General features: G+C 76.3%; 13 protein-coding genes and 1 pseudogene. 3 read left to right on the top strand and 11 right to left on the bottom strand.

Translation table 11 applies throughout. From position 1 onward, the window contains the following. Nucleotides 1–123: 123 nt before the first annotated feature. Nucleotides 124–1,929, top strand: coding sequence for a helicase-related protein (locus WA616_RS22680; protein WP_336033414.1), 1,806 nt, complete (start codon nt 124–126; stop codon nt 1,927–1,929). Between the two features lie 16 nt (nt 1,930–1,945). Here the strand turns inward: WA616_RS22680 and WA616_RS22675 are convergent, their stop codons facing one another. From WA616_RS22675 to WA616_RS24565, 7 genes and pseudogenes are all read right to left on the bottom strand, one after another. Further along, nucleotides 1,946–3,040 (bottom strand): ABC transporter ATP-binding protein, encoded by a 1,095-nt coding sequence (locus WA616_RS22675; protein WP_336033412.1) that lies wholly within the window; start codon nt 3,038–3,040, stop codon nt 1,946–1,948. After that, a complete protein-coding gene (locus WA616_RS22670) occupies nt 3,037–4,038 on the bottom strand; it encodes an ABC transporter ATP-binding protein (protein ID WP_336033410.1) in 1,002 nt (333 codons plus the stop codon). Before WA616_RS22670 ends, WA616_RS22675 begins: the two co-directional genes overlap by 4 nt. Further along, nucleotides 4,035–4,976 carry an ABC transporter permease gene (locus WA616_RS22665; protein WP_336033409.1) on the bottom strand — a complete coding sequence of 314 codons (942 nt, stop codon included), beginning with the start codon at nt 4,974–4,976 and terminating at the stop codon, nt 4,035–4,037. The genes WA616_RS22670 and WA616_RS22665 overlap by 4 nt, the downstream gene beginning before the upstream one ends. Next, the gene (locus tag WA616_RS22660) at nt 4,973–5,914 is read right to left on the bottom strand and encodes an ABC transporter permease subunit (protein WP_073419416.1); all 942 of its coding nucleotides are present in this window, start codon (nt 5,912–5,914) and stop codon (nt 4,973–4,975) included. The genes WA616_RS22665 and WA616_RS22660 overlap by 4 nt, the downstream gene beginning before the upstream one ends. Continuing rightward, nucleotides 5,911–7,443 carry an ABC transporter substrate-binding protein gene (locus WA616_RS22655; RefSeq protein WP_336033408.1) on the bottom strand — a complete coding sequence of 511 codons (1,533 nt, stop codon included), beginning with the start codon at nt 7,441–7,443 and terminating at the stop codon, nt 5,911–5,913. The genes WA616_RS22660 and WA616_RS22655 overlap by 4 nt, the downstream gene beginning before the upstream one ends. A 105-nt stretch (nt 7,444–7,548) precedes the next feature. After that, nucleotides 7,549–7,803 carry a TOBE domain-containing protein gene (locus tag WA616_RS24570; protein ID WP_442902020.1) on the bottom strand — a complete coding sequence of 85 codons (255 nt, stop codon included), beginning with the start codon at nt 7,801–7,803 and terminating at the stop codon, nt 7,549–7,551. Nucleotides 7,804–8,195: 392 nt separating this feature from the next. Next, nucleotides 8,196–8,624, bottom strand: a pseudogene (locus WA616_RS24565) (ABC transporter ATP-binding protein); the annotation flags it as partial. Nucleotides 8,625–8,878: 254 nt separating this feature from the next. Here WA616_RS24565 and WA616_RS22645 point away from each other — a divergent pair. Together WA616_RS22645 and nagA are read left to right on the top strand one after the other, a co-directional pair. After that, nucleotides 8,879–10,339, top strand: coding sequence for a glycoside hydrolase family 3 protein (locus WA616_RS22645; RefSeq protein ID WP_336033406.1), 1,461 nt, complete (start codon nt 8,879–8,881; stop codon nt 10,337–10,339). After that, the gene (gene nagA / locus WA616_RS22640; protein ID WP_336033403.1) at nt 10,336–11,466 is read left to right on the top strand and encodes an N-acetylglucosamine-6-phosphate deacetylase; all 1,131 of its coding nucleotides are present in this window, start codon (nt 10,336–10,338) and stop codon (nt 11,464–11,466) included. Before WA616_RS22645 ends, nagA begins: the two co-directional genes overlap by 4 nt. 10 nt (nt 11,467–11,476) lie before the next feature. On the opposite strand, the gene nagB is transcribed toward nagA, so the two are convergent. Genes nagB through WA616_RS22620 form a run of 4 tightly spaced genes read right to left on the bottom strand, consistent with a single transcriptional unit; the run spans nt 11,477 to nt 15,141 of the window. Then, nucleotides 11,477–12,259 carry a glucosamine-6-phosphate deaminase gene (gene nagB, locus WA616_RS22635; RefSeq protein WP_336033401.1) on the bottom strand — a complete coding sequence of 261 codons (783 nt, stop codon included), beginning with the start codon at nt 12,257–12,259 and terminating at the stop codon, nt 11,477–11,479. A gap of 19 nt (nt 12,260–12,278) precedes the next feature. Next, nucleotides 12,279–13,244 carry an ROK family protein gene (locus tag WA616_RS22630; protein ID WP_336033399.1) on the bottom strand — a complete coding sequence of 322 codons (966 nt, stop codon included), beginning with the start codon at nt 13,242–13,244 and terminating at the stop codon, nt 12,279–12,281. Beyond that, nucleotides 13,241–14,158 carry a carbohydrate ABC transporter permease gene (locus WA616_RS22625; protein WP_336033397.1) on the bottom strand — a complete coding sequence of 306 codons (918 nt, stop codon included), beginning with the start codon at nt 14,156–14,158 and terminating at the stop codon, nt 13,241–13,243. The genes WA616_RS22630 and WA616_RS22625 overlap by 4 nt, the downstream gene beginning before the upstream one ends. Next, nucleotides 14,155–15,141, bottom strand: a complete 987-nt coding sequence (locus WA616_RS22620; RefSeq protein WP_336033395.1) for a carbohydrate ABC transporter permease — start codon at nt 15,139–15,141, stop codon at nt 14,155–14,157. Before WA616_RS22620 ends, WA616_RS22625 begins: the two co-directional genes overlap by 4 nt. Between the last annotated feature and the right edge of the window lie 34 nt (nt 15,142–15,175).

The raw sequence follows: 15,175 nt of genomic DNA, 5'->3' as shown, positions 1-15,175 counted from the left end.
GGCGCGGGACGGGCACGGGCATGGACGCCGCCCCGACGGTGTTGTCCGGGAGTTGCCCCGCGAACGACCCGAGGACCCCTCCTGACCGACACCGCTCCCCAGCCGTCCACCGCCCGCCGCCGGGTGCGGCGCCCCGACGCCGACCGCCCGCCCGTCCGGACCGCGCACGACGCGTACGACCCCGGCGACCGCGCGGCCGCCCGCGCCGCCGAGCGTGCCGCCGAGCGGGAGGCCGCCCGCGCCGAGCGAGCCGCCCAGCAGCGCTGGGTCGAGGCCACCGCCCCGGACCTCCCCGTGCGCGCCACCCCGCCGCAGCGCGTGGTGTTCCACCTCGGCCCCACCAACTCCGGCAAGACGTACGAGTCGCTGCAGGCGCTGGCCGCCGGCGGGTCCGGCGTCTACGCCGCGCCGCTGCGCCAGCTCGCGCACGAGGCCTACGCCAAGCTCTCGGCGCTCCTGCCCGAGGGCACCGTCGGGCTGTCCACCGGCGAGGAGGAGATCGACCCGGGCGCGCCCGTCCTGTGCTGCACCGTCGAGAAGGCCCCGATGGCCGGCGAGATGCTCGTGCTCGACGAGTCGCACTGGGTCGCCGACCCCGACCGCGGCCACACCTGGGCGCGGCTGCTGCTCACCGGCGCGTACCGGGAGATGCACCTGATCTCCGCCGCCGAGGCCCACCCGCTGCTCGCGCCGCTGGTCGCCGACGCCGACGACGTCGAGGTCGTGCACCACCGGCGGCTGTCGCGGCTCGACGTCCTGCGCGCCCCGGTCCGCAGCACCGGCGTCCGCCCGCAGACGCTCGTCGTCGCCTTCTCCCGCAAGACCGTCTACGCCGTCGCCGCCGAGCTCGACCGGCACCGGCCCGGGAAGGTCGGCGTCCTCTACGGCGCGCTGCCGCCGGCCACCCGCCGCGAGGTCATCGAGCGGTTCACCACCGGCGAGCTCGACGTCCTGGTGACCACCGACGTCATCGGCCACGGCATCAACGTGCCGGCCACCACCGTGCTGTTCGCCGAGACGACGAAGTTCGACGGCACCGAGCTGCGGCCGCTGCGCAGCTGGGAGGCCGCGCAGATCGCCGGGCGCGCCGGCCGCTACGGCCTCACCGGGCACGGCACCGTCGGGATCCTCACCGGCGTGCGCGGGCTGAAGCCGTCGGCCGCGCTGGTGTCCCTCGGCGCCGAGGTGGCCCGCGGCGACCGGCCGAGCGACCTGCCCGGGCGCGTGCCGCGGCTGCGGCCCGAGCTCGACGACCTCGGGGCGCTCGAGCCCGTCGACCTGCCCGAGGCGCTGGTCCGGTGGCAGGCGTGGGCCCGCGCGGCCACCCGCGACCAGGCCGTCGCGCCCGACGACGTCACCGGCCTCGTGCTGCGCGTGCAGGCCCTGCTGCCCCTGCTGCGCGGCCCGCTCGGGGCGGCCGCCGACCTGCATACCGTCTGGCGGCTGGTCCGCCTGCCCATCGACTACGAGCCGCCGCGGCGCACCCGCTGGCTGCTGCTCGCCCGCGCGGCCCTGCGGCACGCCGTCGGCCTGCCGGTCCGGCCGGAGGTCGTGCTGCCCGACGTGCCGGTCGGCGGCAGCGTCGAGGAGTTCGAGCAGGCCGCCGCGGCCGCCCGCGACGCCCAGACGCTGCTGCGCCAGTTCCCCGGCGTCGCCGGGCTCGACGGCGACGACGCCGCCTGGGTCGAGGAGGAGTGCGCGGAGGCCATCAGCGAGCTGCTGCCCGACGCCATCGCGGTCAGCCGGTCGTCCGCGTGCGTGGAGTGCGGGACGCCGATCGCGCCGTGGTTCTCCACCTGCCGCCCGTGCAGCGCCCCGCGCGGCCGCGGCTCCGACGGGCATCCCCGCTCCGGCGGCCGGGACACCCGGCGGGCACCCCGCTCGGGCTCCCGGCAGGGCCGGCGGCCCGCCCGCAGCGGCCGCGGCTGACCCGCGCCGCCCGCGGTCAGTCCCGGTCGCGGGCGGGGGCGGGGGCGGCGGGGTCCTCCCGCCGCACGGGCGTCCCGACGACGCCGTGCAGGTGGCAGGCGGCCACGTGCCCGGGCGCGGAGCCCACCGCCTGCAGGGCCGGGTCGACGTCGGGGCAGGGCTCGAACACGTCGGGGCAGCGGGTCCGGAACCGGCAGCCGCTGGGCACCCGGGCCGGCGAGGGGACGTCACCGCGCAGCACGATCCGCTGCCGGGAGCGCTCCAGCGCCGGGTGCGGCAGCGGCACCGCCGACAGCAGCGCCCGCGTGTAGGGCATCTGCGGCTCCGCGGCGACGGCGGTCGCCGGCCCCACCTCGACCACCCGGCCCAGGTACATGACCGCGATCCGGTCGGAGACGTGCCGCACCGCCGACAGGTCGTGGGAGATGAACAGCAGCGTGAGTCCGAGCTGCCGCTGCAGCCGGCGCAGCAGGTTGAGCACCTGCGCCTGGATGCTGACGTCGAGGGAGGCGATCGCCTCGTCGCAGACCAGGAAGTCCGGCTCCCCGGCCAGCGCCCGCGCGATGCCGACCCGCTGCCGCTGGCCGCCGGAGAACTCGTGCGGGTACCGGGACGCGACGGCGGGGTCGAGGCCGACCAGCTCCAGCAGCTCCCGCACCCGCGCGGCGCGGGCCTGCCGGCCGGGGTGCAGGCGGTGCACCTCCAGCGGCTCGGACACCGTCTGGGCCACCGTGCGCCGCGGGTCCAGCGAGGCGAACGGGTCCTGGAAGACCATCCCCGCCCGCCGCCGCAGGTCACGCAGCTGCCGGCGGCCCATCGCGGTGACGTCGAGGCCGTCGAAGGTGACCGTGCCGCCGGTGGGCGGGACCAGCCGCAGCAGCGCGTTGCCCAGCGTGGACTTTCCGCAGCCGGACTCCCCCACCAGGCCGAGCGTCTCGCCCCGGTACACGTCGAGGTCGACGCCGTCGACGGCGCGCAGCGCGCCCGTCGTCCGCCGCAGCGGGCCGCCCGAGCGGACCGGGAAGTGCACCTCCAGCCCCCGGGCGGAGACCAGGACGTCGCGCCGCCCCTGCTCCGGCGCGGACCCCTTGTCCAGGAAGACCGAGCTCACCGCGCGCTCCCCTCCGTGCACCAGGTGGCCGCGCGGTGCGGCAGCCCCTTCGACAGCCCGGCGCCGACCACCTGCAGCGGGGGTTGCTCGGTCTCGCAGCGGGCGTCCCCGCGCACCGGGCAGCGCGGCCAGAAGACGCAGCCGGCCGGCAGGTCGGTGGGCGCCGGCGGCGTGCCGGGGATGGTGGCGAGGTCGCCGCCGTCACCGGCGGCCAGGTCCGGCAGCGCCCCGAGCAGGCCGCGCGTGTAGGGGTGCGCGGGCCGCTCCAGGACGTCGTCGACCGTGCCGTCCTCCACGCAGCGCCCGCCGTACATGACCAGCACCCGGTCGGCGATGCCGGCGACCACGCCGAGGTCGTGGGTGATCCAGATGACCCCGGTGCCGTGGTCGGCCTGCAGCGACTCGACCAGGTCGAGGATCTGCGCCTGCACCGTGACGTCGAGCGCGGTGGTGGCCTCGTCGGCGATGAGCAGCGCGGGGCTGTTGGCGAGCGCGATGGCGATCACCACCCGCTGCCGCATGCCGCCGGACAGCTCGTGCGGATAGCGGTCGAGTGCGCCCTGCGGGTCGGGCAGCCCCACCTCGGCCAGCAGCCCGGCCGCCCGCTCGCGCGCCGCGGCCTTGGACACCTCGCCGTGCGCGCGGATCCCCTCGACCAGCTGGCGCCCGACGGTCAGGACGGGGTTGAGCGAGGTCATCGGGTCCTGGAAGACCATGCCGACGCCGGGACCGCGCACCTGCCGCAGCCGCTCGGGCGACATGGTGAGCAGGTCCTCGCCGTCCAGCCGCGCGCTGCCGCTCACCGTCGCCACCCGCTCGGGCAGCAGGCCGAGGAGCGCGAGCACGGAGACGCTCTTGCCGCTGCCGGACTCCCCGACGACGGCGACCGTCTCGCCGCGGCCCACCGTGTAGCTCAGCCCGTTGACCACCGCGGCCGGGCCGCGCGGGGTGCGCAGCCGGACGCGGAGGTCCTCGACCTCCAGGAGGGGGGCGGTCACCGTCCACCTCCGGCCATGAGGGTGCGCTGGCGCGGGTCGAGGACGTCGCGCAGGCCGTCGCCGAGCAGGTTGAAGCACAGCACGGTCAGGAAGATCGCCATCCCGGGGAAGAAGGCCAGCCACCAGGCGATGTCGATGAACCCGCGGCCCTCGGCGAGCATCAGCCCCCAGGAGGGGTTCGGCGGCTGGGTGCCCAGGCCGAGGAAGGACAGCGCCGCCTCCGCGAGCACGGCGAACGCGAGGCTGATCGAGGTCTGCACGATGATCGGCGGGGCGGCGTTGGGCAGCACGTGCCGGGTGAGCAGCCGCCAGTCCGAGGCGCCCACCGAGCGCGAGGCCCGCACGTAGACCTCCTCGCGCACGCCGAGGACGCTCGCCCGCGTCACCCGGGCGAAGACCGGGACGTAGACGATCCCGATGGCCAGCGCGGTGTTGCCCGCCCCCGGCCCCCGCACGGCGAGCACCGCGATGGCCAGCAGGACGGCGGGGAAGGCGAACAGGACGTCCATGAACCGCATGAGGACGTCGTCCACCCAGCGGCCGTAGAAGCCGGCCAGCAGCCCGACGAGCGCGCCGACGACGAGCGCGAACGCGACGGCCAGGAACCCGACGCGCAGCGAGACACCGGCCCCCAGGACCACCCGGCTCAGGATGTCGCGGCCGAGGTCGTCGGTGCCGAAGGGGTGCGCCCAGCTCGGCGCCTGCAGCCGGTCGTCGACCGAGATCTCGTTCGGCCCGTCGGGCGCGACGGTCTCGCCGAACACCGCCATGAGCACGAGCAGCACCAGGACGGCGGCCGCGATCGCCGCCGTCGGGTTGCGGGCCAGCAGGCCGAGGGTCTCCCGCCACCGCGGCCGGGGTGCCCGCTGCGTGGACCGGACGCCGGCGTCGGTGCCGGTCGGGGAGGCTGCCGGCTCGGGCAGGGGGGCGCCGGTCACCTGCGGATCCTCGGGTCGATGGCGGTGTAGAGCAGGTCGACCACCAGGTTGATCACCAGGAAGGTCACGGCGAACAGCAGGATCGCGCCCTGCAGCACCGGGTAGTCGCGGGCCTGGACGGCCTGCAGCGCGAGCTGTCCCAGCCCCGGCCAGGAGAAGACGATCTCCACCACGACGACGCCGGAGAGCAGGTAGGCCAGCTGCACGCCGGTGACGGTGACCAGCGGCAGCAGCGCGTTGCGCAGCACGTGCCAGGTGAACACCTGCCGCCGCGGCAGCCCCTTGGCCTGGGCGGTCCGCACGTGGTCGGCACCCAGCGCCTCGAGCACGCTCGACCGGACGAACCGGGTGATCACCGAGCCGGACACCACCCCGGTGACGACGGCCGGCAGGAGCAGCCGCTGCGCCCAGCCGGCCGGGTCCTCGGTCAGCCCCACGTAGCCGCCCGAGGGCAGCCAGCCCAGCGTCCCGGCGAAGACCAGGATGAGCACGATCGCCATCCAGAACTCCGGCACCGAGATGCCGATCTGGCTGAGCACGGTGGCCACCCGGTCGACGAGCGAGCGGGGCCGCAGCGCCGAGATAGTGCCGAGCGGCACCGCGATGAGCAGCGCCACGAGGATCGAGGCGAGCGCCAGCGTGAGCGTGGCCGGCAGCCGCTCGGCGATCAGCGAGGTGACGGTCTCGCCGCTGCGGAAGCTGACCCCGAGGTCGCCGGTGACGGCCCGGCCCGCCCAGGTGAGGTACTGCTGCACCAGGGGCTGGTCGAGCCCGGACCGGGCCAGCAGCGCGTCGTAGGTCTCCTGGTCGAACCGGGTGCCCAGGGCCAGCCGGATCGGGTCGCCGGGCACCAGCTGGACCAGGGCGAAGACGACGACGCTCACCCCCGCCAGGACGACCAGCGCCTGGCCGACCCGGCGGAGGAGGTAGCCGCTCAGGGCAGCTCCACCGTCGCGAAGTCGATCGCCTTGTCCGCGCGGATCCGGTAGCCCTGCAGCCCCGGCGCCCAGGCCTGCACGACGTCGGGGTTGTAGAGGTACAGATAGGAGACGTCGTCGACGATGATCTGCGCCGCCTGGTCGTAGAGCTGCTTGCGCGCGTCCTCGTCGGTCTCCACCGCGCCCTGCTGCAGCAGCTGGTCGACCTGCGGGTTGCTGTAGCCCTGGTAGTTGTTCGGGCCGTCGGTCTGGTGCTGCTCCTGGTAGTAGGCCGCCGGGTCGAGGTTGCCGAGCCAGCCCAGGTAGAAGGCGTCGAAGTCGCCCTGGCCCTGCCGGTCGAGCCAGGTGGCGAAGTCCAGCGTCTCGATCTCGACGGTCACGCCGATCTCCTCGAGCTGGCTGGCGATGACCTGCGCGGCGGTGACGGTCTCGGGGAACTCGTCGGTGACCATCAGGCCCATCGTCAGCGGCGTCTGCACGCCGGCCTGGGACAGCAGCTGGCGGGCCTGGTCGACGTCGCGCTCGAACGGCGCGTAGTCGAGGTGGAAGAAGCTGTCCTCGGGGATCGCCGTCTGGTTGGCCTGCGCGGCGCCGAACCAGGCCGCCTCGGCGACGGCCTCGCGGTCGACGGCCAGGGAGATCGCCCGCCGCACGTCGCGGTTGTCGAACGGCGGCCGGGCGTAGTTCATCGACAGGTACCAGTAGTCGACGCTGGGCGTCGTCTGCAGCTCGACGCTGTCGTCGTCGGCCAGCGACTCGATCTGCTGCGGCGGCACGTTGTCGGTCCACTGCACCTCGCCGTTCTGCAGCGCGGTCAGCGCCGCGGCCGGCTCGGTGATGTAGCGGAACTCGACGCCGCCGACGGACGGGGCGCCGCCCCAGAAGTCCTCGTAGGCGGTGAGCACGGTGCTGCTCGCGTCGGTGCTCTCCAGCCGGAAGGGCCCGGTGCCGTTGGCCTCGGTGGTGAGGTCGATGTCGTCGGCGGCGCCCTCGGGGAGGATCGCCATGCCCTTGAACGCGCCGATCCGCTCGAGCAGGTTCGGGGTGGGCTGGCTGAGCGTGAGGACGACGGTCCGCGGGTCGGGCGCCTCGACGGCGGTGACCGTCTCGAACCGGTAGGAGTTCTGCAGCTCCTCGTCGATGATCCGCCGGTAGGAGTAGACGACGTCGGCGGAGTCGAACTCGCTGCCGTCGTGGAACGTGACGCCCTCGCGGAGGGTGAACGTCCAGGTCAGGCCGTCCTCGCTGGTCTCCCAGCTCTCCGCCAGGCTCGGCTCCATCGTCAGGTCCTCGGCATTCGGGACCACGAGGGTGTCGTAGACGTTCTCGAGCACCTGGAAGCTCGGGTAGGCCGTCGTCTGGTGCGGGTCGAGCTGGTCGGGCTGGGCCGCGACCGCGGCGACGAGCGTGCCGCCCTCGCCGCCGCTCCCCCCGCCACCGCCTCCGGTGTCGACGCTCTCCCCGCCGCCGCAGGCGGACAGCAGCAGGGCCGCGGCCGCGGCGAGGGGCAGGAGCCGGTTCGTGCGCACGGGGGACCTCCGGAGCTCGTCGGCGTCGTCCTCCCGACCCTGGCCCCGACCGCGCGGCCTCGCGAACCGAAACGGTGATCGTTACGTTTCCGCCATCCGGCTGCCTCAGGCGGCGATGCGCTCCCCGTCGCCGGCGCGGAACAGGTGCACCGAGCCAGGCCGCGGGGCCACCCGGACGACGTCGCCCTTCTGCGGCGGGCGGCGGCCGTCGACGCGGGCGGTGACGACGTGCGTCTCGCCGCCGAGCCGCGCGCGGCCGTAGACGTAGGCGTCGGCGCCGAGCTCCTCGACGACGTCGACCTCGACCGCCAGCCCCTCCGCCGTGAGCTCGAGGTCCTCCGGGCGCACCCCGAGCACCACCTCGGCCGCGTCGGCGGAGCCGAGCCCTCGCGGGCCACCGGCACGAGCTGGTCGCCGAGGCGCACCCCGCCGTCGGCCACGGGGAGGGTGAACAGGTTCATCGCGGGCGAGCCGATGAAGCCGGCGACGAAGACGTTGCGCGGGCGGTCGTAGAGCTCGCGCGGGCGGCCGGCCTGCATGAGGAGGCCGTCCTTGAGCACCGCGACCCGGTCGCCCATCGTCATCGCCTCGGTCTGGTCGTGGGTGACGTAGACCGTGGTCACCCCGAGCCGGCGCTGCAGGGAGGCGATCTGGGTGCGGGTCTGCACGCGCAGCTTGGCGTCGAGGTTCGACAGCGGCTCGTCCATGAGGAAGACCTGCGGCCGCCGGACGATGGCCCGGCCCATGGCCACCCGCTGCCGCTGCCCGCCGGACAGCGCCTTGGGCCGCCGGTCGAGGTACCCGGTCAGGTCGAGCATCCGGGCCGCCTCGGCCACCCGCTCCCGGATCTCCCCCTTGGGCACCCCGGCGATCTTGAGGGCGAAGCCCATGTTGTCGCCGACGGTCATGTGCGGGTACAGCGCGTAGTTCTGGAACACCATCGCCACGTCGCGGTCCTTGGGCGCCGCCTCGGTGACGTCGCGGCCGCCGATGAGGATCCGGCCGGCGTCGACCCGCTCCAGGCCGGCGAGCATCCGCAGCGACGTGGACTTGCCGCAGCCGGACGGCCCGACGAGGACGAGGAACTCGCCGTCGGCGACCTCGAGGTCGAGCGCGTCGACGGCGAGGCGGTCGGCCCCGTCGTAGACGCACGTCGCGGAGTCGTAGGTGACGGTCGCCATCGCGGGGCCTCCGGGGGCGGAAGGGGCACGGGCAGCCATTCCCCGCGCACGCCGGGACGGCGCCCGGCACGCCGCGACAGTAGTGCAGCCGGGCGCGCCGGAAAAGGGCCCGGCGGGCCGCCCGCCGCCATTTCCCCGACCGCGCCGGAATGGCGCCGCTGGCCCCGCCCCACCCGTCGCCGATAGGCTGCCCGCGCGCCATTCCCGGACCGCCCGGGGACCGTTCCCGGCGCACCTCGGAGAACGGCGGGACGATGCCGGAACTGCACGACCTGGTCGACGCCTGCCTCGTGCCCGGGTTCGCGGGCGACACCGTCCCCGGCTGGGTCCGGGCGGCGCTGGAGCGCGGGATGGCCGGCGTCTGCGTCTACGGCGCCAACCTCACCGGCGGGCCCGCGCAGCCGGCGCCCGAGCGGGTGCGGGCCATCAGCGACGCCGTCCACGCGGCCGCCCCCGACGCGCTGGTCACCCTCGACGAGGAGGGCGGCGACGTCACCCGGCTGGACTACCTGGTCGGCAGCGGCTACCCCGGCAACCTGGCGCTCGGCGTCGTCGACGACGCCGAGCTCACCCGCGCGGTCGCCGCGGCCGTCGGCGCCGACCTGCGGGCCGCCGGGGTCGACGTCGACCTCGCGCCGTCGGTCGACGTCAACAGCGACCCCCGCAACCCGGTGATCGGCGTGCGCTCCTTCGGCGCGGACCCGGCGCTGGTCGCCCGGCACGGCGCTGCGTTCGTGGCCGGGCTGCAGGCCGCGGGCGTCGCCGCCTGCGCCAAGCACTTCCCCGGCCACGGGGCCACGACCGTCGACTCGCACCTCGGCCTGCCGGTGGTCGACGTCGACCCGGCCACCGCGCGGGGCCGCGAGCTGCCGCCGTTCGCCGCCGCGGTCGCCGCCGGCGCCGACCTGGTGATGACCTCGCACGTGGTCTTCCCCGCCGTCGACGGGCAGCCGGCCACGCTGAGCCGCCGCTGGCTGGTCGACGTGCTGCGCGGCGAGCTCGGCTTCGACGGCGTGGTGGTCACCGACGCGCTCGACATGGCGGGCGTGCGGGCCACGCACGGCATCGCCGGGGCCGGCGCGCTGTCGCTGGCGGCGGGCGCGGACCTGCTGCTGATCGGCGCCGAGGACGGCGAGGAGCACCGCGCGGCGCTCCGCCGGGCGGTGACCGACGCGGTCCGCGCGGGCACGCTGCACGAGGAGCGGCTGCACGAGGCGGCCGGGCGGGTGCGGGCGCTGCGGGCCCGCCAGGCGGCGCGCGCCGCCGGCCCGGCGCCGGAGGGCGACCCGGGCGCGGCCGCCGCCCGCCGGGCGCTGCGCTGCCGCGACGTCGTCCCGCTGGCCGCGCCGGCGGTGGTCGTGGAGGTGCGCGGGGAGGCGAACATGGCCGTCGGCGACGCCCGGTGGGACCTCGCCGGGCCGCTGGCCCGGCGGGGCCTGCTCGCCGAGGCGCTGACCGTGCGCGACGGCGACCCGGGCGCCACCGCGGTGGTGGCGCGGGCGCAGGGCCGGCCGCTGGTGGTCGCCGTCCGTGACGCGTACCGGCACCCCGCCGAACGCGCCTGGCTGGCCGGCCTGCTCGCGCACCGGCCCGACGCCGTCGTCGTGGCGCTCGGCATGCCCGACGACGCCGCGCTCACCCCCGGCCCGGCGGTCGTCACGCACGGCGCCGCGCGGGCGCTCACCGAGGCCGCAGCCGAGGTGCTGGCCGGATGACCACGCTCGTCCGGGGCGCGCGACTGGTCGACGCGGGCGGCGCCGTCGACGGCGACTGGCTGCTCCTCGACGGCGCGACGATCGCCGCCACCGGCACCGGTCCCCCGCCGCCGGCCGACGACACGGTCGAGCTCCCGGGCGCCGACCTCGTCCCCGGCTTCGTCGACCTGCACGCGCACGGCGGCGGCGGGGCGGCCTTCGACGACGGCCCCGACGCGGTCCGCGCCGCGCTCGCGGTGCACCGGTCGGCGGGCACCACGCGGTCGGTGGTGAGCCTGGTCGCCGCCCCGCTGGAGGAACTCGAGGCGTCGCTGGCCGGCATCGCCGACCTCGCCGCCGAGGACCCGACCGTGCTCGGCGCGCACCTCGAGGGCCCGTTCCTGGCGCCGGCCCGCTGCGGCGCGCACGACCCGCGCCACCTGCGCGCACCCGCCCCGGACGCCGTCGCCCGGCTGCTGGCCGCCGCCCGGGGCACGCTGCGCCAGGTCACCGTCGCGCCCGAGCTGCCCGGCGCCCTCGAGGCCGTCCGCGCGTTCAGCGCCGCCGGGGTCGTCGTCGCGGTCGGGCACACCGAGGCCGACGCCGCGCTGACCGCCGCGGCCGTCGACGCCGGCGCCCGGCTGCTCACCCACGCGCTCAACGCCATGCCCGGCCTGCACCACCGGGAGCCGGGCCCGGTGGGCGCCGCGCTGGCCGACCCGCGGGTCACCCTCGAGCTGGTCCTCGACGGCGTGCACGTGCACCCCGTCGTCGCGGCGCTGCTGATGGCCGGGGCGCCCGGCCGGGTCGCGCTGGTCACCGACGCGATGGCCGCGGCCGGCGGACCCGACGGCGCGCACCGGATCGGCGCCCTCGACGTCACCGTCCGCGGCGGCCGGGCCGTGCTCGCCGGCACCGGCACGATCGCCGGCTCGACGCTCACCCAGGACGCGGCGCTAAGGAACGCGCTCGCCGCCGGCATCGGCCTGGTGCCCGCCGTGGCGGCGCTGACCAGCGTGCCGGCCCGCGCGCTGGGCCTCGGCGACCGGCTCGGGCGGCTGGCGCCCGGCTACGCCGCAGACGTCGTCGCCCTCGGCCCGGACCGGTCCGTCATGGCGGTCTGGGCGGCCGGCTCGCGCGTGCGCTGAGCCCCTGCCGTCAGGGGCGCTGCCAGGCCGGCTTGGCCGCGTACACCTCCCGGTAGTGCCCGAGCAGCGTCAGCCCCGCGGCCGCCGCCTCGTCGACGACGACGGTCGCCCGCGGGTGCAGCTGCAGCGCCGAGCCCGGGCACATGCTGGTCAGCGGCCCCTCGACGGCGGCCGCCACCGCGTCGGCCTTCGCCTCCCCCTGCGCCACCAGCAGCAGCCGGCGGGCCTCGAGGATGGTGCCCAGCCCCTGGGTGAGGCAGTGCAGCGGCACCTCCTCCGGCGAGGCGAAGAAGCGGGCGTTGTCGGCCCGGGTGCGGGCCGTGAGCGTCTTGATCCGGGTGCGCGACCCGAACGACGACGTGGGCTCGTTGAACCCGACGTGCCCGTTGGCGCCGATGCCCAGCAGCTGCACGTCGATCCCGCCGGCGCCGGCGATCGCCCGCTCGTAGGCCTCCGCGGCGGCCTCCAGGTCGGCCGCCCGGCCGTCGGGCACGTGCACCCGCGCGGGGTCCAGCCGCAGCGGCCCCGTGACGTCGCGGGCGACCACCGCCGCGTAGGACTCCGGGTGCCCGTCCGGCAGGCCCACGTACTCGTCGAGGGCGAAGGCGGTGACGCCGGACAGGTCCAGGTCGCCGGCGGTGACCCGGCGGGCCAGCTCGGCGTAGACGCCCACCGGCGAGGAGCCGGTCGCCACCCCGAGCACCGCGTCCGGGCGCCGCCGGACGACCTCGGCGACGACGTCGCCGGCCACCCGGGCGACGTCGTCGGGCCCGGGCAGCACGATCACCTCCACGCGCCTCCCTCCCCCGCGCTCACAGGGCGAGCGGCTCGGCGAGCCGCGGGCCGGCCGCCTCCCGGGCGGTCAGCGCGGCCCCGACCGGGGCCACCGGCACCCCACGCGGGACCACCTGTACCCGCGCCGGCATGCCCAGGCTGCGCAGGAAGGGCGACCCGTCGGCCTGCCGCTCCAGCCGGTCGCGCACCGCGGCGACCAGCGGCTCCCCCACCTCGGCCACGCCACCGCCGAGCACCACGTGCTCGACGTCGCAGGTGAGCACCAGCAGGCGCACGGCGGCCGCCACCGCGCCGGCGAACCGGTCGCGGACGCGCACCGCCGCGGCGTCCCCCGCCCCCGCGGCGGCGAAGACGGCGGCCGCGGCGGGCACCCCGTCCGGCGCCGGCCAGGCGGCGTCGAGCGCCGAGCCGGAGGCGTAGAGCTCCAGGCAGCCGCGCTGGCCGCACGGGCAGGGCGGGCCGTGCGGGTCGAGCGGCACGTGGCCGATCTCCCCCGCCCCGCCGCCGTGCCCGCGCCGCAGCCCGCCGCCCAGCAGCAGGCCGGCGGCCACGCCGGTGCCCAGGCCCAGCAGCGCGAGGTCGCCGCGCAGGCCCAGCACCCGGGCGGCCCCGACGGCGGCCACGTTGAGGTCGTTCTCCACCGTCACCGGGACCCCGCCGAGGCGGGCGGACAGCAGCGGCGCCAGGGCCACGCCGCGGTCGTCGATGCCGAGGTTGACCGCGTGCGACACCTCGCCCGACACGGGGTCGACCAGCCCCGGGACGCCGGCGCCCACGGCGGCCAGCACGCCCACGCCGGGGCCGGCGTCGGCGCACAGCCGCTCCACCACCTCGGCGGCCGCGGCCACCACGCCGTCGGTGCCGCGGCGGGTGGGCACCCGCACGCTGCCCCGGACGGTCCCGGCGCCGTCGACCAGCACGCCGAGCACCTTGGTGCCCCCGATGTCCAGACCCGCCGACCAGTGCCCCGCGGTCCCGGTCACCCCTTCACCGCCCCGGCCACCAGACCGGCGCTCATCCGCTTCTGCACGAGCAGGAAGAAGCCGATGACCGGCACGGCGATGAGCGTCGAGCCGGCCATGACCACGCCCCAGTCGGTGGCCCGGTTGGCCTCGACCAGGCCCTGCAGCCACAGCGGCAGGGTCCGCTCGCCCGGCTCGGTCATGACGACCAGCGCGAGCGTGTACTCGTTCCACGCCTGCAGGAAGCCGTAGACGCCGGAGGCGACGAGGCCGGGTGCGAGCAGCGGGAAGGTGATGCGGAAGAAGGCGCGGGTGCGCGACAGCCCGTCGACCATCGCCGCCTCCTCCAGTTCCAGCGGGACGCCGTTCACGAATCCGCGCAGCATCCACACGGTGAACGGCAGAATGGCGGCCACGTAGACGATGGACAGCCCCAGGACGGAATTCACCAGACCCCATCCGTCGAGCACGGCATATTGCGAGATGAACAATCCTTCCGCGGGGATCATCTGCACCACGAGAATGGTCACGATGAACGACTTCCGGCCGCGGAAACGGAATCGGCTGATCGCGAGTGCGGCGACGAACGCGAACAGCACCGCGCCGGCCAGGGTGATGGCCGTGACCGCCAGCGAGACGCGGAACGAGGCGTAGAAGGACTCGTCGGTCAGCACCTGCCGGAAGTTGGCCAGCGTCCCGTCGACGGGGACGAAGGTCTGCTCGGGCTGCTGCAGCCGCGCCGTCGGCAGGAAGGCGCTGCTGACCATCCAGTAGATGGGGAAGGCCCAGACGAGCGCGACGACGACGGCGAGGCCGCCGAGCAGCCAGCGCGCGGCGCGGGCGCGCGGGCGGACCCGCCGCCGCGGGCGGGGCGCGGTCCGGGCGCCGCGGGCGGCCGGCGGGACCGCGACCGCCGGCGGGACGGCGGCGCTCACAGCTCCTCCTCCCGCAGCATGCGGCGGATGTAGAAGCCGGTGAGGCACAGGGTGAGGACGAGCATGACCGTGGCCATGGCGCCGGCCATCGAGAACTCCCGGGACAGCGAGTAGACGTAGGTGCCGAGCAGGTGGGTCTCCCGGGTGGGGGCGCCGGCCTTCTGCAGCACGTGGATCTGGGTGAAGACCCGCAGGTCCCAGATGACCTGCAGCAGGGCGGCGATGAGCAGCACGGGCTTGATCAGGGGCACCGACAGGTGGCGGAAGCGCTGCCAGGCGCTGGCGCCGTCGAGCTGGGCGGCCTCCACGCACTCGGCCGGGACCTGCAGCAGGGCGGCGTAGGTGGTGAAGACGACGAACGGCACGCTCATCCAGACCACGATCACCGTGGCGACGAGGTAGAAGGACGCCGGCTCGATGATCCAGGAGTGGCCGCGGAACTCGGCGAGCCCGAGCGGGCCGGCGAGCACCCAGTTGACGACGCCGTACTGGGAGTCGAACAGCCACTGCCAGACGGTGAGGGTGGCCAGCACCGGCGTGCCCCACGCCAGCAGCATGCCGACCTGCAGGGTGATCCGGGCGGCGCGGCCGACCTTGCTCATCAGCACGGCGAGCCCGACGCCGACGGCCATGGTGAGCCCGGCGTTGACCAGGCAGAAGGCCACCGACCGGCCGATGACGCCCCAGACGTAGGGGTCGCTCAGCAGCTCCGTGTAGTTGCGCAGGCCCACCCACTCGGCGGGCCGGCCGAACTGCTGCGCCAGGCCGTACTCCTGGAAGGACAGCAGGAACTGGCGGACCAGCGGGTAGCCGAGGCCGACGGCGATCGGCACGAGCGCCGGGACGAGCAGCAGGTAGGGGTTGAGGCGCGCCCGCCAGGGGGCCCGCCGGGGCACCGGGCGGGGCGGCGCCGGGGCGGGGCCGGGGGGCGCGGGGTCGCGCGGGGGCGCCGCCGTCTCCGGCGGCAGGGGTGGTGCGGCCATGGGGCGCTCCGGGCGTCCGGGACCGGGGAGGGCG

Source organism: Geodermatophilus sp. FMUSA9-8 (assembly GCF_037034165.1).
GTDB lineage: Bacteria > Actinomycetota > Actinomycetes > Mycobacteriales > Geodermatophilaceae > Geodermatophilus > Geodermatophilus nigrescens.
Note: the sequence above shows the minus strand (reverse complement) of the source record. Positions and strands in the feature narration are given on the sequence as shown.